The following is a 17,862-nucleotide window of genomic DNA, read 5'->3' as shown; positions in this document are numbered from 1 at the left end:
ACGACTGCCGCGATGTCACTACCAGTCGCGGCTAGCGAACACTGTCAGCCCCGCCGCGCGCAACCGTAGCGACCAAGACACGCCGCATCGGGTACCCCCGAGTGAGGTGCGCGAACGCCATGAGGCACGCTCTACACACCTCCTATTCGCGCGCGCGTGGGAAACGATCCAGAGTTACTCACCGGTAGAGGTGACGGGACCGTGACTGTCGGGCGACGATGGAGTTGAGAAGACCCCGGAACGAGGAGATCCCTTGGCCCCGCAGAACCCCCCCGAGCGGGTACGCGTCATCCGTGACGGTCTGGCCGCCCACCTCCCCGACATCGACCCGGAGGAGACCGCGGAGTGGCTGGAGTCGTTCGACGCCGCGCTCAAGGGCGGCGGGCAGCAGCGCGCCCGCTACCTGATGCTGCGGCTGCTCGAGCGGGCCAGGGAGAGCCACGTCGGCGTCCCGGCGCTGACCAGCACCGACTACGTCAACACCATCCCCACCGAGCGCGAGCCGTGGTTCCCCGGCGACGAGGAGGTGGAGCGCCGCTACCGGGCCTGGATCCGGTGGAACGCGGCGATGACCGTGCACCGCGCGCAGCGGCCCGGCGTCGGCGTCGGCGGTCACATCTCGACCTACGCGTCGTCGGCGAGCCTCTACGAGGTCGGCTTCAACCACTTCTTCCGGGGCAAGGACCACCCCGGCGGCGGTGACCACGTCTTCATGCAGGGCCACGCCTCTCCCGGCGTGTACGCCCGCGCGTTCCTCGAAGGCAGGCTGTCCGCCGACCAGCTCGACGGCTTCCGCCAGGAGTTCTCGCACGCGGGACCGGGTGGCGGCCTGCCGTCGTACCCGCACCCGCGGCTCATGCCGGACTTCTGGGAGTTCCCCACCGTGTCCATGGGCCTCGGCCCGATGAACGCGATCTACCAGGCGCGGTTCAACCGCTACCTGCGCGACCGCGGTATCAAGGACACGTCCGACCAGCACGTCTGGGCGTTCCTCGGCGACGGCGAGATGGACGAGCCGGAGTCGCGCGGCCTGCTCCAGGTCGCGGCGAACGAGCAGCTGGACAACCTGACCTTCGTGGTGAACTGCAACCTGCAGCGCCTCGACGGCCCGGTCCGCGGCAACGGCAAGATCATCCAGGAGCTGGAGGCGTTCTTCCGCGGCGCGGGCTGGAACGTCATCAAGGTCATCTGGGGCCGCGAGTGGGACTCGCTGCTGCACGCCGACCGCGACGGCGCGCTGGTCAACCTGATGAACACCACGCCGGACGGCGACTACCAGACGTACAAGGCCAATGACGGCGCGTACGTCAAGGAGCACTTCTTCGGGCGCGATCCGCGCACGAAGGAGCTGGTCTCGCCGATGTCCGACGACGAGGTGTGGAACCTCAAGCGCGGCGGGCACGACTACCGCAAGGTCTACGCGGCGTACAAGGCGGCGGTGGAGCACCACGGCCAGCCGACGGTCATCCTCGCCAAGACCATCAAGGGCTACGGCCTGGGCCCGCACTTCGCGGCGCGCAACGCCACGCACCAGATGAAGAAGATGACCCACGAGGACCTGAAGCTCTTCCGGGACAGCCTGCGCATCCCGATCGAGGACAAGGACCTGGACCCGTACCTGCCGCCGTACTACCACCCCGGCCAGGACTCCCCGGAGATCCAGTACCTGCTGGAGCGGCGCAAGCAGCTCGGCGGGTTCGTGCCGGAGCGGCGGACCAAGTCCAAGGCGCTGGTGCTGCCCGGTGACAAGGTCTACGACGTGATCAAGCGGGGCTCGGGCAAGCAGGAGGTCGCCACCACGATGGCGTTCGTCCGGCTGGTCCGCGACCTGGCCAAGGACCCGGAGATCGGCGGCCGGATCGTGCCGATCATCCCGGACGAGGCGCGCACGTTCGGCATGGACTCGATGTTCCCGGCGCAGAAGATCTACAACCCGAACGGCCAGATGTACACGTCCGTGGACGCCCAGCTGATGCTGGCGTACAAGGAGAGCGAGCAGGGCCAGATCCTGCACGAGGGCATCAACGAGGCCGGTTCGACCTCGTCGTTCACCGCGGCGGGCACGTCGTACGCCACGCACGGCGAGCCGATGATCCCGATCTACATCTTCTACTCGATGTTCGGGTTCCAGCGCACCGGCGACGGCCTGTGGGCGGCGGCGGACCAGATGGCGCGCGGTTTCGTGCTCGGCGCGACGGCCGGCCGCACCACGTTGACCGGAGAGGGGCTCCAGCACGCCGACGGGCACTCGTTGCTGCTGGCGCACACCAACCCGGCCGTGGTGGCGTACGACCCGGCGTGGTCGTTCGAGGTGGCGCACATCGTCAAGGACGGTCTGCGGCGGATGTACGGCGAGAACGCCGAGAACGTCTTCTACTACATGACCGTCTACAACGAGCCCTACCAGCAGCCGGCCGAGCCCGCGGGCCTGGATGTGGACGGCCTGCTCAAGGGCCTGTACCGGTACCGGGAAGCGGCGGCGCAGAGCGGTCCGCGGGCGCAGCTGCTGGCCTCCGGCGTCGCGATGCCGTGGGCGGTCAAGGCGCAGCGGATGCTGGCCGAGGAGTGGGGCGTGCAGGCCGACGTGTGGTCGGCGACGTCGTACTCGGAGCTGCGGCGCGAGGCGGTCGAGGTCGACCGGCACAACCTGCTGCACCCCGACCAGGAGCCGCGTGTGCCGTACGTCACGCAGGTGCTGGCGGACGTGGCCGGCCCGGTGGTCGCGGTGTCCGACTGGATGCGCGCGGTGCCGGACCTGATCCGGCCGTACGTGCCGACGGACATGACGACCCTGGGCACCGACGGGTTCGGCTTCTCCGACACCCGGCCCGCGGCGCGGCGGCACTTCCTGGTCGACGCCGAGTCGGTCGTGGTGGCCACGCTGGCGGCGCTGGCCAAGCGCGGCGAGATCCAGCAGTCGCTGGTCGTGCAGGCGGCCCGGAAGTACAAGATCGACGACGTGAGCGCGGCGGGCCCGTCCACCTCGGACGCCGGCCTGGCGTGATCGGCTGAACGGCTCGGGGGCGGTCGCGACCACGCGACCGCCCCCGAGCCGTTTCCGCAGTTGTGCGGCCGACCAGCGGAAATCTCCGTTCCCCGCTGCGAATTGTGATCCGCACCATAGACTTGCCCCACAAACCCGGCGTTCCAACGAGGGGTCGGATGGGGACGCAACCGCTGCACGCGGTGCACCGCACGGTCGTGGTCGTGGACGTGGTCGCGTTCAGCCGGCGCTCGCTCGCCCCGCAGGAGGAGATCCGACGCGGCCTCTACGCGGCGCTGGAGGCGGCGTTCGAGGGCAGCGGGCTGGACTGGTCGTCGATCGAGCACGAGGACCGCGGCGACGGTGTGCTCGTGCTCGTGCCGCCCGACGTGCCCAAGAGCCGGGTGGTCGGCGGGCTGCCGCACGCGCTGCTGGGCGAACTGCGCCGGTACAACGCGACCCGTAACGAGGACGCCCGGATCCGGCTGCGGATGGCGATCACGGCGGGCGAGGTGCAGCACGACGAGCACGGCGTGCTCGGCGGCGAGGTCACGCTGGCGTTCCGGCTGCTCGACTCCCGGCCGCTGCGGGAGGCGGTGGACCGCTCGGCGGCGCTGTTCGCGCTGATCGTCTCCGACCGGTTCTACGGCGACGTGGTCGGGCCCGACCCGGCGATGGACCCGGAGTCGTTCCGCCGGGTCGACGTCGAGGTCAAGGAGGTCCGCGGCCACGCCTGGCTGCACGTGCCGCACAGCGGCCCGGTCGAAGCCCCCGCGGTGGAGCCGGTCGTCGCGGAGCCGGCGGTGGAAACGCCCCGGCAGCCAGGCTCCAAGCGCCGCCGACCGCTCGCCGCGCTGGTGCCGGTGCTGCTGCTCCTCGCCGTGACGAACGCCGCCGGCGCCTCGCCGCCCGCCGTGGCGCCGTGCCCGCCGCCGGTCCAGCTCAACGTGCTGACCTCGGACGAGGTGGAGGGGGTCGTCCGCTCCATCGCGCTGGAGTTCGAGGAAGAAGCGCGGCGGCGCAACGACCTGGGCTGCCGGGAGGTGGACGCGCTGGTGTTCAGCGGCCCTTCCGACGAACAGGCCGCGGCCGCGCTGGGCCGGGGTTGGTCGACGGCCGACCTCACCGCGGTGGGCCCCGAACCGCACGTGTGGCTGCCCGACAGCACCGCGGAGGTCCGGCCCACCGGGGCGACGCTGCGGACGCGCACCGACACCGTGCTGCGCACACGCGGGAGCGTGGCCTTGTCGCCGGTGGTCGTGGGCGTGCCGGAGGACTCGGCCGTGACGCCGGACGGCGGGTTCCGGTGGGGGCAGGCGGGCCGGCCGGCCGCCGTGGACACCTCGTCGGGCGTCGGCGTGATCGCCGCCGCCGCGCTGGTGCACGCCAAGCTGGGCGGGCTGTACCTGCGGACGCAGGGGGTGCCGCGCGAGCTCCACGAGATCACCCGGGCCGCGGCCACCGGGCCTGCGTGCGTCGGTGACGTGCTGCTGGTCGGGTCGGAGAAGGCGGTGGCCGGGACGAAGGGGTGCCGGGTGGTCTACCCGCGGGACGGCGTGCTGGTGCTGGACCACCCGTTCGTGGAGGTCGAGCGACCGACCCGGCCGGTGAACGAGCGGCGCCGGCAGGTCGTGGACCGGTTCCGGGAGCACCTGCTCGAACCGCGCGCGCAGGACCAGTTCCGGCGGGCGAGGTTCCGGGACGTGGACTGGAACGTCGGCTCGGACCCGGGCTCGGGCGTGCGGTCCGACCGGCCGCAGGTCCTGCCCGAGGAGCCGGACGCGAGGGCGATCCGCGACGCGTGGCGGGCCGCGGGCCAACCGCGGGTGATCGCCGTGGCCGGCGACGGCTCCCTCGACGCGGCGCTGTTCCTCGACCAGGTGGGGCTGCTGCGCGGTCCGGCCGACCGGGTGATCTCGTTGCCGCTGTCCGAGCACCTGGTCGAGGAGGCCGTCCGGCGGGAGGCGGACGTCGTGGTGCTGGCGTCACGTGCCCCCGTCCCGGCGATCAGGACGACCCTCGGCGGTCCGGTGGAGGTGGTGGCCGTCGGGTTCGCGGACGGGGCGTGCACGGCCTCAACGGGCCTCCACGCCGCCGCTGACGATCACCGCGGGTCCTGCCACGAGATCGTCGACAAGAACGGTTCTGGGCGATCTGAGCGCCAGGAAGGCGCCTTGGACGACATCGCGCGTGCCGCGTGGGGAGAGTGACGTGATCCGCGTTCTCGTGCCGCTGGTGGTGCTGCTGGCGGCGTGCACGACCCCGGTCCAGGACGGCGCGGAGGACGGCGCCGGGCCGATCACCTTCGTGGACGGGCGGGACACCACCGCGAACGGCCAGGTGCGCAAGCTGGTCGAGCGCTGGAACGAGCGGGCCGACCGACGCGAGGAGGTGGCCTTCGTGGAGATGCCGAACACCACCGACGGCCACCGCGCCCAGTTGACCGCCCGTGCCCAGGACCTGCGGGACGTGCGCGGCGGCCCCGACTGCTACGACGTGATGGCCGTGGACACGGTGTGGACGGCCCCGTTCGCCGCGGCGGGGCACCTGGTGGAGCTGGATCCCGCCGACTTCGGGGTGGACCGGATGCTCCCCCAGGCGGTGGAGGCGGCGAAGACCCCGGACGGGGAGCGCCTGTGGGCGGTCCCGTGGCGCAGCGACGCGGGGTTGCTCTACTACCGCGAGGACGTGCTAGCCGACGCGGGGGTGGAGCCGCCGACCACGTGGGCCGAGCTGAGGTGGCAGGCGAGCACCATCGCCGGGCGTTACGGCCTGAAGGGCTACGTGGCCCAGCTCGGGCGCTACGAGGGCCTGACCGTCAACGCCGCCGAGGCCATCTGGGCGCACGAGGGCGACCTGCGACACCCGGACTCGCCCCAGGCGAAGGAGGGCGTGCGGGCCTTGGCCGACGGCGTCGCGCGGGGCTGGATCCCGGGCGAAGCCCTCGAGTACGACGAGAACACCTCCCTCGCGGAGTTCATGGCCGGCCGGGCGCTGTTCATGCGCAACTGGCCGTTCGCGGGCCCCCGGCTCGACGACGGGGAGAAGTCGGCGGTGGTGGGCAGGTGGGCCGCGGTCCCGCTGCCGGGCCCGAGCGCGTTGGGCGGCTGGAACCTGGCGGTGTCCCGGTGCTCCGCGCACCAGGCCACCGCCCGCCGGTTCATCCAGTTCGTCACCGGCGTGGAGAACCAGCGGCGGCTGGCCGAGCTCGCCGGGTTCGCGCCCACCATCGAGTTCCTCTACGACGAGCCGGGCCTGGTGTCGCCCGAGCTGCGCGCGAGCCTGCTCGGCGCGCGGGCCCGGCGACCGTCCCCCCACTACGACGTGCTGACCAGCGCGATGCAGGAACGACTGCACCACGTGCTGGAGAAACCGGACTCGGTCGACGAGTCGATGGACCAGCTCGCGGAGGACCTGGCGCGGGCCGAGCAGGGGCGTTAGCGCTTGGCGGCCTCGACGCGGGTGCTGGTCTGCTTCGCGGCGCGGTTCCAGTCGATCCAGCCGCGGATCACCAGCACGGCGAAGACCGTGTAGACCGCCGCGCTGAACCACAGCCCGGACTGGATCTGCAACGGCACGCCGATCGCGTCCACCACGAGCCACACCAGCCAGAACTCGACCAGGCCGAAGCCCTGGAGGGTGAACGCGAGCACGGTGCCGACGAAGATCGCGGCGTCCGGCCACGGCGCCCACGAGGCGTCCAGCGCGTCCAGCAGCAGCGCGAACCCGACCGTGCCGAGGACGAAGGCGACCGCCACGGCGATGCGTTCCTTCGCGGTGCCCTTGCGGACCACCACGCCGAACACCGGGTCACGCCGGCGCGTCCACGCCCACCAGCCGTAGAGCGTGATCAGCGCGATCACCACCTGGCGCGCGGCCGTGCCGCCGAGCTGCGCGGACAGGTACACCACGAACAGCAGCGAGACCGAGACCAACTGCACGGGCCACGTCCAGAGCGAGCGCTTCTGCGCCAGGTAGACCACCACCAGCGCGAAGACCTGGCCGATGAACTCGGCCCAGGACACCTCCTGCCCGAACACCGTGAAGCCCTGCTCCATCAAGACGTGCACCGCGTCCTCCATCCCGACAGGCGTTCCCGGGGCATGGCAGGCCAACGGCACGCGCGCCTCCCATCCGGACTTTCACCGTCGGCCCCGGAATTCCACCGGATCAACCGCCCTGGTGGGCGGGTCGCGGGCTGTCACCGCCGGTTCGGATTTCCACCGAGCCCCGGAGCGCATGTCTCTCATTGCGTCGGAACATCATCGCGCGCGGAACTGTTCCTGGGGTGATCGACGGCACAGTGCGCAAGATCCGAGAACGCGGCCACCCGTGCTCGTCACCTCGACTTCAGCCCTGGTACACCGGTGACCAGTAGCTTCCGGCGAATGCGAATCCTGCTCATGGCCGCGGTGGTGCCGCTGCTCATCGCCTCCTCACCCGGGCCGGACGTGGTCGTGCCGGTCGCCCAGACCCGCGCGTTCGTCGACGACGCGTCCGGGCGGCCCGCCAACGCCGACGCCGACGACCCGGCGGTCTGGGTGCACCCCCGCTCGGCGCGGCAGAGCGTCGTGCTGGGCACGCTGAAGGAAGGCGGGCTGGCCGCGTTCGACCTGGCCGGTCGGACCCTGGGCGCCTACCCCGCGCCGACGCCGCCGACCCCCGGGGCCAAGCCGGGCCGGTTCAACAACGTCGACGTGCTCAGCCGGGTGCCGGTCGGTGGGCGGACGCGGGACCTGGCGTTCGTCAGCGACCGCGGCCGGGACCGGATCCGGGTCTACGAGATCGACGGCCGCGGTGCGGCGGCGGGGTCGGACGTGGTGCGGGACGTGACCGACCCGGGCGCGCGACCGGTGTTCTCCTCGTCGGAGGAGGAAGTGGACGATCAGCGCACCGCCTACGGCCTGGCGGCCGGGTTCGTCGGCCGCACGCCGGTGGTCCTGACGAACCGGCGCAGCGAGACCAGGGTCGCGTTGCTGCGCGTGACGGCGGGCCCGGCCGGGTCGGTCGGCACGGCGGTGGTGTCGACGCTGGACCTGCCGTCGTCGTTCCCGCTGCCCGACGGCACGACCTGGACGCCGTGCGGCGAGCCGGGCGAAGGCCCCCAGCTGGAGGGCATGGTGGTCGACTCCGAGCACGGCGTGCTGTACGCGGCGCAGGAGGACGTCGGCATCTGGCGCGTGCCGCTGCGGGCGACCGGGTTCGGCCGGCCCGTGCTGATCGACCGGGTTCGCTCGTTCGGGGTGCCGCAGAGCTACGACCCGGAGACCGAGGAGTGCTCGGTGTCGGGCGCGGACCCCGGCTTCGGCGGCAGGCGCCTCACCGCCGATGCCGAGGGGCTGACCGTCGGGGACGACTACCTGATCGCGTCCAGCCAGGGCGACTCGCGGTTCGTGGCCTACGAGCGGACCGGCCGCAACGCCTACGTCGGCGAGTTCGTGGTCGGCGCGGGCCGGGGCAACGACTCGGTCGAGCACTCCGACGGCGCGCACCTGGTGACCGCCGACCTCGGGCCGGCCTACCCGGAGGGCCTGCTCGTCCTGCACGACGGCGAGCGCACCCCGGCCGCGGGCGACCTGCCCACGACCGGCTTCGCGTACGTGAGCTGGGCGGACGTGCTGGACGAGCTGGACTGACCGCGAACGCCGACAGGCCCGCCCGTGGCACCGGGTGGGGCCTGTCGGCGTTCGCGCGAGGGTGCCGCCGTGGGGTCGCCTCCCTCGCGACCGGGATCGTCCGCGTGGTGCAGCCGGATCGGGGGTCGGGGGTCTGTGGGTACCGGTCGGGTCAGCGCCCTTCGGCGTGCGGCGGCATCCGGAGGCCGGCGGGCGGGGTCGGCGGGTCCACCGGCGCCTGCCGGGCCGAGCGGGCGGCGGCCGTCACGGGCTCCTGCGACCGGCCCGTCATCGGGTCCTGGGACTGGCGCGGCGCGGGCGTGATGTTCGCCGACTCCTCCTGGATGCGGTTGAGCCAGCCCTCCCAGCGCTGCTGCATCGGGCGGACCAGGCCGCCGCCCACGCCGATCACGATCACGCCGGCGACCGTGGCCAGCACCGTGATGAGGACCGGCATGGTGACCGCGACGGCGATGCCCAGCTGGTTGAGCGCGGCGATGACGCCGAGCGCGACGATGAAGCCGTACGTGATGTTGCCGAGGAGCCGCGTGTACGGGCGGTTGCCCAGCGCGCCGGTCACCAGGCCCTTCAGCGCCTTGCCGATCGCGGCGGCGACGAGCACCAGCACGATGGCCACCACGATGCGCGGCAGGTACGCGATGACGTCGTTGAGCAGGGTGCTCACCGCGTTCCCGGTGCCGAACACGCCGAACGCGAGCTGCAGGGCGATCAGCAGCACGAAGTAGTACACCAGCTTGACGATCAGGTTGGAGGCGTCGATCGGGGACTTCGACATCGCGCCGCCCAGGCCGGAGCGCTCGACGAGCCGGTCGAAACCGACCCGCTTGAGCAGGAACCCGACCGCCTTGGCCAACGCCTTCGCGATCAGCCAACCGATGAGCAGCACGACGAGGAAGCCGAGGAGTTTCGGCACGAACGTGGCCACCATCGCCCACGCCTGTCCGAGTCCTTCGGTGATCTGGGTACCCACGACGACCCTCCTTCGCAGTTCGCTTGTGGTCGGGATCGTTTCCCAGCCCGCATCACCCGGCAACCTGAAGTCGTGGCACGAAAGGGTGACTGACGTGGCGGTTCTCGCGTCGGCAGTCCAGAGTGGAGTCACCGGTGGGGACCGGGGAGAGGGAAACGCCCGGCGCGGAGGGATTCGCGCCGGGCGTTTTCGCGTGGGGTGGTCCTCGCGGCTCAGAACTGGGCGGACAGGCCCCGGCCCGCCAGGTACGCCTGCACGTGCTCCGCCGAGGTCAGCTGGTTCGCGTCCGGCCTCGGGTCGCCGGGGCAGGTGGAGCTGCTGGGTGGCAGCACGCCGTCGATGAAGTACCGGTTGACGGCCCGGTCCACGCACGCGTTGCCGCTGCCGTAGATGCCGTGCTTGCCCTCGTCCCGCACGGTGACCAGGTTGTGCCCGAGCCGTTCCGCCATGGCGGGCCCGCTCTCGTACTGGGTCTGGGTGTCGCCCTCCGCCTGCACGATCACGCCGACGGGGTAACCCTCCCGCTTGAGCGTCACGGCGGGCTCCGGCGGCGTGAAGCTGCGGAACGCGCACGTCGTCGGCGCCGCGCGCATGACGCCGAAGCCGTACGGGTAGCGGTCGCGGAAGATCCTCATGTCCTCGTAGTACGTCTCCAGGTCGGTCGGCCAGTCGACCTCGCACGTCACCGTGTGGAACACGCCGGACACCAGCTCTTCCCGCGCCTCGCCGGCCATCAGCGCGCCGGACTCGGACGACGACGAGCCCGCCTTGAGCCCGGCCACCAGCACCGCGAGCTCCGACCACAGTGGACGGTACCGCGCGCCGACGCCGACGGCCGCGTCGAAGCGGGTGCGGTCCTGCTCGCCGACCGGCGCCTGCGCGAGGGTCGTCGCGACCGCCTCGATGGTGCCGACCACCGCCTCGGGGGTCGTGCCGAGGGCGAACCGGTCGTGGTGGCTGGCGACCCACGCGGACCACGCCTCGACGTTGCGCCGGTACGCCACCGCCTGCGCCCGGAACTGCTCGCGCCAGATCCACTCCGGGTGCACGGCCGAGTCGAGCACGCTGCGGTCCAGGTGCGTCGGGAACAGGCTGCCGTACACCGCGCCCAGGTAGGTGCCGTAGGAGTAGCCCAGGTAGTTGATCTTCTCCTCGCGCAGCGCGGCCCGCACCACGTCCAGGTCGCGCGCGGTGTTGGCGGTGTTGACGAACGGCCGGATGCCGCCGGCGGAGCGGTGGCAGGCGTCCTCGGCGGCCTGTGCCTCGGCGGCCCACTTCGGGAACTCGGAATCAGCCGGTCGGGTGTCGACGGTGGCCAGCTCCGGGACCGTGCGGCAGTTCAGCGCGGTCGACCCGCCCACGCCGCGCGGGTCGAACCCGACCAGGTCGTACACCTTCGCCAGCTGGCTGCCGGCCAGGAACGACGGCATGCCGAGGCCCGAGCCGCCCGGACCGCCCGGGTTGAGCACGAGGACGCCGCGCCGCCGGGTGGTGTCGGTGGCCTTCTTCCGGCTGATGACCAGCGATATCCGGTCGGCGTCCGGTCGGGTGTAGTCCAGCGGGAGCACCAGTTCCGCGCACTCCAGCGACTGCTTGCACGGCGCCCAGGTGAGCTGCTGCGTGTGGAACTCGGCCAGCGGATCGCTGCGCGCCTTCCCGAACGACGGCGCGACCGCCGTCGCCAGCACCGCGGTGACCACCAGGCCGACTGACATGAACCTGCGCACGAGACCCTCCCAGGGGAGCCGGTCGAAATGCCACCGACGGTAAGGGGATCGACGCGGAGCGCCAGTGCGTGTCACTCGTTGGTGGCGTGCCCGGGTGCCCGTGCGATCGTGGGGTCATGACCAGCTCAACCGCGTTGTCGCGGGCCACCCTGCGAGCGCTGCGACGGGCGTCGGGCGACCTGGCCGCGGCGAGCGTGGCCGAGATGGAGGAGCGCCTGCCGTGGTTCCGGCGGATGCCCGCCGACCAGCGGGCCGGCGTGCTGCTGCTGATCCAGAACGGGGTCGCCGGGTTCGTGTCCTGGCTGCACGACCCGCAGCAGGCGATCCGGCTGACCGCCGAGGCGTTCCGCTCCGCGCCCAAGGACATCTCGCGGTGGGTGAGCCTGCGGCAGACCGTCGAGCTGGTGCGGATCGCGTTGGAGCTGTTCGAGGAACTGCTGCCCAAGCTGGCCGAGAACGAGGCCGAGCGCGCGTTGCTGAACGAAGGCGTGCTGCGGTACGGGCGGGAGATCGCGTTCTCCGCGGCCACGTCGTACGCGGCGGCGGCCGAGGCGCGCGGCGCGTGGGACGCCCGGCTGGAGGCGCTGGTCGTGGACGGCATCGTGCGTGGCGACGCGGAGGAGTCGTTGCTGTCGCGGGCCACCGCGCTGGGCTGGGACCCGGCCGCCGAGGCGACCGTGCTCGTGGGCAACCCGCCGTCGGACGACCCGCCCGCGGTCGTGTTCGAGGTGCGCAGCCGGGCGGCCCGGGTCGGCCGGCCGGTGCTGCTGAGCGTGCAGGGCTCGCGGCTGGTCGTGGTGCTCGGCGGCGAGACGGAGCGCAGCGAGTCGCTGGTCCGGCTGTCCGACGCGTTCGGGCCCGGCCCGGTGGTGGCCGGGCCGACCGTGACGAGCCTGGCCGACGCCCACCGCAGCGCCAGCGACGCGTTGTCCGGGCTGCGGGCCGTCGTGGGGTGGCCCGCCGCGCCGAGGCCGGTGCGGTCGCTCGACCTGCTGCCGGAACGGGCGCTGGCGGGCGACCCGGAGGCCGAGTGGCAGCTGGTGGACCGGGTGGCCAGGCCGCTGGAGGAGGCGACCGGCTCGCTGCTGGAGACCGTGGACGCGTTCCTGGAAGTGGGCGGCGTGCTGGAGGCGTGCGCGCGGAAGCTGTTCGTGCACCCGAACACGGTCCGCTACCGGCTCAAGCGCGCCACCGAGTTGACCGGGCGCAACGCGAACGACCCCCGTGACGCTCTGGTGCTGCGGGTGGCACTCGCCGTGGGGCGGCTGGCCCGGGCCCGCGGTCTGTGGTGACCGCTGGGGGTGACCCTCGTCCGAGTGTGACGGACAACGCATGTCCGTTTGGGCCGGGATCGACAACACGCGCCGTCGTTCTACGTTCATCTACGAGTCACATTTGTAGGAACCCTACAAGCCAGCGTCTCCGGTTTCGTCAGTGGCGGCATCACCGGAAACCGCCGCGACCGTGTTCAGTGAGCGGGTGATCGCGCTCCTCGCCCCCGGACAGGGGTCCCAGACACCCGGCATGCTCACCCCCTGGCTCGAGGTCGAAGGGGCCGCCGAGCGCGTGGCCGCGTGGTCCGAGGCGACCGGTCTCGACCTGGCCCGGCTGGGCACCACGGCGGACGCGGACGAGATCAAGGACACCGCCGTCACCCAGCCGCTGGTGGTCGCGCTCGCCCTGCTGGCCTACGAGGAGCTGCGCCGCCGGGTCGAACTGCCCGCCGACACGGTCGTCGGGGGCCACTCGGTCGGCGAACTGGCCGCCGCCGCCATCGCGGGCGTGCTGAGCACCGACGACGCCGTGGCGCTCGCCGCCGTGCGCGGCGCCGAGATGGCCGCCGCCTGCGCGTTGACGCCGACCGGCATGGCCGCGGTGCTCGGCGGCGAGGAGGACGAGGTGCTGGCCCGGCTCGACGAGCTCGGCCTGGTCGGCGCGAACCGCAACGGCGCGGGCCAGATCGTGGCCGCGGGACCGCTGGACGCACTGGCCGCTCTCGTCGAGCAGCCGCCCACCCGCGCGAAGATCCGCACGCTGAAGGTCGCGGGCGCGTTCCACACCCGGTTCATGGCTCCCGCCGAGGACGCGTTGCGCGCCCGTGCCGCCGGCATCGTGGTGAAGGACGCCGCGCTGCCGCTGCTGTCCAACGCCGACGGCACGGTGGTGTCCGAGGGCGACGAGGTGCTGAGCCGACTGATCTCCCAGGTGACCCGCCCCGTGCGGTGGGACGCCTGCCAGGCAACCCTGGCCGGGCACGGCGTGACCGCGGTGGTCGAACTGCCGCCGGCGGGCGCGCTGACCGGCCTGGCCAAGCGCGAACTGAAGGGCACACCCACCTTGGGCCTCAAGACCCCGGACCAGCTCGACCAGGTCGTCGAGATGATCACCGCGACACCGTCGGAGGTGGCCGAGTGACCACCTTCTCGACGCCGACCGGCCCGGCCGGCACCCGCATCCTCGGCCTGGGCAGCTACCAGCCCGAGACGATCGTCAGCAACCACGACCTGAGCCTGCGCATGGACACCTCGGACGAGTGGATCCGCGACCGGGTCGGCATCGCCAACCGGCGCGTGGCCAAGCCGGACGAGCTGCTGGTGGACATGGCGATCGAGGCGGGCGTCAAGGCCGTGGCCGACGCCGGGCTGACCCCGTCCGACATCGGCGCGGTCATCGTGGCCACCTGCACCATGCCGTCCCAGATCCCCAACGCGGCGGCGCAGGTCGCCCACCGGATCGGGATCACGGGCGCGCCCGCGTTCGACATGAACGCCGCGTGCGCGGGCTTCTGCTACGCCCTGGCCACCGCCTCGGACCTGGTCCGGGCGGGCACGGCGAAGAACGTGCTGGTCATCGGCGCGGAGAAGCTCACCGACTGGGTCGACCCCGACGACCGGTCCACCGCGATCATCTTCGCCGACGGCGCCGGCGCGGCGGTCGTGGGACCGTCCGACGAGCCGGGCATCGGCCCGGTGTCGTGGGGCAGCGCGGGCGACCTCGTGGACATGATCCACATCAAGGACCGGGCGTCGTTCATCTTCCAGGAGGGCCAGTCGGTCTTCCGCTGGGCGACCACGCAGATCGCGCCGATCGCGCTCAAGGCGATCGAGCTGGCCGGGCTGGAGGTGTCCGATGTGGACGTCTTCGTGCCGCACCAGGCGAACCTGCGCATCATCGAGGCCATCGCGAAGCGGTTGCGCGCCAAGGGTGCGCGTGAAGACCTCGTGATCGCGCGTGACATCGTGGACTCCGGCAACACCTCGTCCGCTTCGATCCCCCTCGCGCTGGACCACATGCGCGCGGCGGGAGAGGTGCGCAGCGGCGACGTGGCGCTGCTCGTCGGCTTCGGGGCGGGACTGTCCTACGCGGGACAGGTCGTCCGGCTGCCGTGACCGCAATTCCAGACTCCGGCGGGACCACCCGGCCGGCGAAGCGAGAAGGAAGGGATTTTCAGTGAGCAACGAGGACATCCAGAAGGGGCTTGCCGACATCGTCGAGGAGGTCGCCGGTGTCGAGGCGGCCGACGTGACGGCTGACAAGTCCTTTGTGGACGACCTGGACATCGACTCGCTGTCCATGGTGGAGATCGCCGTGCAGGCCGAGGACAAGTTCGGCGTGAAGATCCCGGACGACGAGCTGGCCAACCTCAAGACCGTGGGCGATGCGGTCAACTACATCGCCAGCAACGCATGAGCAGTAGCAACGACGTCGTCGTCACCGGGCTGGGTGCCACCACCCCGCTCGGTGGCGATGTCGCCTCCACCTGGGATGCGCTCCTGGCCGGCCGCAGCGGCGTGAAGCCGCTGGTCGGCGGCTTCGCGGAGCGGTTCGAGCTGCCCGTGCGGATCGCCGCGCAGCTCGCGGTCGAGCCGACCGAGGTGCTGCCGCGCGTCGAGGCGCGCCGGCTGGACCGCTGCGAGCAGGTCGCGGTGGTCGCCGCCCGCCAGGCGTGGGCGGACTCGGGGCTCGGCGAGGACGGGGTCGACCTGGAACGGCTGGGTGTCGTGATCGGCACCGGCATCGGCGGCGCGATGACGCTGCTGGACCAGGACGACCTGATCGAGGCGTCCGGCCTGCGCAAGGTCTCGCCGCTGACCGTGCCGATGCTCATGCCCAACGGCCCGGCCGCGCACGTCGGCCTGGACCTCAAGGCACGCGCGGGCGTGCACGCGCCGGTGTCGGCCTGCGCGTCCGGCGCCGAGGCGCTGGCCTGGGCGTGGCGGATGCTGAAGACCGGCGAGGCGGACGTGGTCGTGGCCGGTGGCGCGGAGGCGTGCATCACCACCATCACCATGGCGGGCTTCATCCAGGCCCGGACCATGAGCACCCGCAACGACGACCCGGAACGCGCGTCGCGCCCGTTCGACGTCAACCGGGACGGGTTCGTGCTCGGCGAGGGCGCCGGGATCATGGTGCTGGAGCGCGAGGACTTCGCCCGCGCCCGCGGCGCCCGGATCTACGGCAAGCTCGCGGGCGTCGGCACCACGTCCGACGGCTACCACATCACCGCGGCCGACCCGGAGGGCATCGGCCAGTCCCGGGCCATCTCGAAGGCGCTGCGCGCCGCGGGCGTGGAGCCGGCCGACGTCGGCCACGTCAACTGCCACGCGACGTCCACCCAGGTGGGCGACGTGATCGAGCCGCAGGCCGTGCGCCGGGCGGTCGGCGACCACCCGGTGCTGACCGCGCCCAAGGGCAACCACGGCCACCTGCTCGGCGCCTCGGGCGCGGTGGAGGCGATCACCACGCTGCTGTCGGTCCGCGACGGCATCGTGCCGCCGACGCTGAACCTGGACGACCAGGACCCGAGGGTGCAGCTGGAGGTCGTGACCGGTGAGCCGCGCAAGATCGAGCTGACCGCCGCGGTGAACAACTCGTTCGGGTTCGGCGGGCACAACGTCTCGCTCGTCTTCACCGGAGCCTGACCATCCCGGGCCAGACCGTCCCACGAGGAGCTCCCCGATGACCGTCCTTGCGTCCCGGCCGGCGAACCCGGCCGCGGACGGCGAACCCGACCCGCGCGACCCGGAGGTCCGGCTCGCGCAGCTGCTCGACCCGGGGTCCGTCGCGCCGCTGCGGCCCCGTGACGGCAGCGGCATGTTCGCCGTGCGCGGCCGGATCAACGGCGCGAAGGTCGTCGCGTACTGCAGCGACGCCACGCGGATGGGTGGCGCGCTGGGGTCGGAGGGGTGCCGGCACATCGTCGAGGCGATCGACGTCGCGGTGCGCGAGCGCACACCGGTGATCGGGGTCTGGCACTCCGGCGGCGCGCGGCTGCCGGAGGGCGTGGAGTCGCTGGACGGCATGGGCCAGATGTTCGCCGCGATGATCCGGGCGTCCGGTCGGGTGCCGCAGATCTCCGTGGTGGTCGGCCCGGCGGCGGGCGGCGGCGCGTACGGCCCGGCGCTGACCGACGTGGTGATCATGGCTCCGGCCGGCAAGGTCTTCGTGACCGGGCCGGACGTGGTCCGGTCGGTGACCGGCGAGCAGATCGACATGGACGGCCTCGGCGGCGCGGAGGCGCACGGGCGCAAGTCCGGTGTCGTGCACGTGATCGCGGACGACGAGCCGGACGCCTACCAGCGGGCGCGGCGGATCACCGGGCTGTTCGCCCAGCCCGGTGTGTTCGACCTGCACTCGGTGCCCGACGGCGACGACCTGCGGGCGTTGCTGCCGGAGCAGCCGCAGCGGGCCTACGACGTCAAGCCGCTGGTGCGGGCGATCCTGGACGACGGGTCGTTCGAGGAGTTGCAGGCCAAGTGGGCGCCGAACGTCGTGGTCGGCCTCGGGCGGCTCGGCGGGCGCACGGTCGGCGTGATCGCGAACAACCCGATCCGCAAGGGCGGGTGCCTCGACTCGCTGTCGGCGGAGAAGGCGGCGCGGTTCGTGCGGATGTGCGACGCGTTCGGCGTGCCGCTGCTGGTGCTGGTGGACGTGCCGGGGTACCTGCCGGGCGTCGGCCAGGAGTGGGACGGCGTGGTGCGGCGCGGTGCGAAGCTGCTGCACGCGTTCGGCGAGGCGGTCGTGCCGCGGGTGACGTTGGTGACGCGCAAGTCCTACGGCGGCGCGTACATCGCGATGAACTCGCGGTCGCTGGGCGCGACGGCGGTGTTCGCGTGGCCGATCGCCGAGGTGGCCGTGATGGGCGCCAAGGCCGCCGTCGGCATCCTGCACCGCAAGAAGCTGGCCGCCGTGCCGGACGAGGAGCGCGAGGCGTTGCACGCCCAGCTCGTCGAGGAGCACGAGCGGATCGCGGGCGGGGTGGAGCGGGCGGTCGCGATCGGCGTGGTGGACGAGGTCATCGAGCCGACCAGGACGCGGCGGAAGCTGGCGCAGGCCCTCGCGGCGGCGCCGGCGGGCCGGGGCGCGCACGGCAACATCCCGCTGTAGGCGGGCTTCCCGGTGGGGTCGCTGGAGTCGGGGGCGACCCCACCGCCGTGCGCCTGAGCGGTGAACTCGGGTGTTCCGAACGTAGGACTCTCGCGCCTCGAACGCAGGACTCTCGCGCGAGTCCTGCGTTCGGAACGCGCGTGTCCTGCGTTCCGGTAC

General features: G+C 72.5%; 13 protein-coding genes and 1 riboswitch. Of the genes, 10 read left to right on the top strand and 3 right to left on the bottom strand.

The annotated features are described in order from the left end of the window. The first annotated feature begins 253 nt into the window (after nucleotides 1–253). The 3 genes from aceE to ACQPYE_RS07930 all read left to right on the top strand — a co-directional run bounded on the left by aceE (nucleotide 254) and on the right by ACQPYE_RS07930 (nucleotide 6,424). A complete protein-coding gene (gene aceE / locus ACQPYE_RS07940) occupies nucleotides 254–3,004 on the top strand; it encodes a pyruvate dehydrogenase (acetyl-transferring), homodimeric type (RefSeq protein WP_498720289.1) in 2,751 nt (916 codons plus the stop codon). 158 nt (nucleotides 3,005–3,162) lie between these two features. Then, nucleotides 3,163–5,193, top strand: a complete 2,031-nt coding sequence (locus ACQPYE_RS07935) for a hypothetical protein (protein ID WP_498720288.1) — start codon at nucleotides 3,163–3,165, stop codon at nucleotides 5,191–5,193. A gap of 1 nt (nucleotide 5,194) precedes the next feature. After that, a complete protein-coding gene (locus ACQPYE_RS07930) occupies nucleotides 5,195–6,424 on the top strand; it encodes an extracellular solute-binding protein (RefSeq protein WP_498720287.1) in 1,230 nt (409 codons plus the stop codon). On the opposite strand, the gene pnuC is transcribed toward ACQPYE_RS07930, so the two are convergent. After that, entirely contained in the window at nucleotides 6,421–7,053 is a 633-nt protein-coding gene (gene pnuC, locus ACQPYE_RS07925; protein ID WP_498720286.1) for a nicotinamide riboside transporter PnuC, read from the bottom strand. The genes ACQPYE_RS07930 and pnuC overlap by 4 nt on opposite strands. Nucleotides 7,054–7,101: 48 nt before the next feature. Next, a riboswitch (FMN riboswitch) is annotated at nucleotides 7,102–7,225 on the bottom strand. Nucleotides 7,226–7,371: 146 nt separating this feature from the next. Between pnuC and ACQPYE_RS07920 the strand changes: the two genes are divergently transcribed. Further along, nucleotides 7,372–8,619: a phytase gene (locus ACQPYE_RS07920; protein WP_498720285.1), complete on the top strand. Its 1,248-nt coding sequence runs from the start codon at nucleotides 7,372–7,374 to the stop codon at nucleotides 8,617–8,619. A 151-nt stretch (nucleotides 8,620–8,770) separates the two neighbouring features. Here ACQPYE_RS07920 and ACQPYE_RS07915 read toward each other — a convergent pair whose 3' ends face one another. Next, nucleotides 8,771–9,589 carry a mechanosensitive ion channel family protein gene (locus ACQPYE_RS07915; protein WP_498720284.1) on the bottom strand — a complete coding sequence of 273 codons (819 nt, stop codon included), beginning with the start codon at nucleotides 9,587–9,589 and terminating at the stop codon, nucleotides 8,771–8,773. A gap of 212 nt (nucleotides 9,590–9,801) precedes the next feature. Then, complete coding sequence (locus tag ACQPYE_RS07910; RefSeq protein WP_498720283.1) at nucleotides 9,802–11,316, bottom strand: alpha/beta fold hydrolase; 1,515 nt, start codon at nucleotides 11,314–11,316, stop codon at nucleotides 9,802–9,804. A 116-nt stretch (nucleotides 11,317–11,432) separates the two neighbouring features. Between ACQPYE_RS07910 and ACQPYE_RS07905 the strand changes: the two genes are divergently transcribed. The 6 genes from ACQPYE_RS07905 (at nucleotide 11,433) to ACQPYE_RS07880 (ending at nucleotide 17,703) form a co-directional block, all read left to right on the top strand. Next, nucleotides 11,433–12,608 carry a PucR family transcriptional regulator gene (locus tag ACQPYE_RS07905; protein ID WP_498720282.1) on the top strand — a complete coding sequence of 392 codons (1,176 nt, stop codon included), beginning with the start codon at nucleotides 11,433–11,435 and terminating at the stop codon, nucleotides 12,606–12,608. Nucleotides 12,609–12,780: 172 nt separating this feature from the next. Next, nucleotides 12,781–13,731, top strand: a complete 951-nt coding sequence (locus ACQPYE_RS07900) for an ACP S-malonyltransferase (RefSeq protein ID WP_498720281.1) — start codon at nucleotides 12,781–12,783, stop codon at nucleotides 13,729–13,731. Next, entirely contained in the window at nucleotides 13,728–14,705 is a 978-nt protein-coding gene (locus ACQPYE_RS07895) for a beta-ketoacyl-ACP synthase III (protein ID WP_498720280.1), read from the top strand. The genes ACQPYE_RS07900 and ACQPYE_RS07895 overlap by 4 nt, the downstream gene beginning before the upstream one ends. Nucleotides 14,706–14,766: 61 nt before the next feature. Further along, the gene (locus ACQPYE_RS07890; RefSeq protein ID WP_360941899.1) at nucleotides 14,767–15,006 is read left to right on the top strand and encodes an acyl carrier protein; all 240 of its coding nucleotides are present in this window, start codon (nucleotides 14,767–14,769) and stop codon (nucleotides 15,004–15,006) included. Beyond that, nucleotides 15,003–16,238 carry a beta-ketoacyl-[acyl-carrier-protein] synthase family protein gene (locus ACQPYE_RS07885; protein WP_498720279.1) on the top strand — a complete coding sequence of 412 codons (1,236 nt, stop codon included), beginning with the start codon at nucleotides 15,003–15,005 and terminating at the stop codon, nucleotides 16,236–16,238. Before ACQPYE_RS07890 ends, ACQPYE_RS07885 begins: the two co-directional genes overlap by 4 nt. A 37-nt stretch (nucleotides 16,239–16,275) precedes the next feature. Beyond that, nucleotides 16,276–17,703: an acyl-CoA carboxylase subunit beta gene (locus tag ACQPYE_RS07880; protein ID WP_498720277.1), complete on the top strand. Its 1,428-nt coding sequence runs from the start codon at nucleotides 16,276–16,278 to the stop codon at nucleotides 17,701–17,703. Nucleotides 17,704–17,862: the final 159 nt, after the last annotated feature.

This window comes from Actinosynnema sp. CA-299493 (genome assembly GCF_050946825.1).
Taxonomy (GTDB): Bacteria; Actinomycetota; Actinomycetes; order Mycobacteriales; family Pseudonocardiaceae; genus Actinosynnema.
This window is presented reverse-complemented; position numbering and strand designations above follow the sequence as displayed.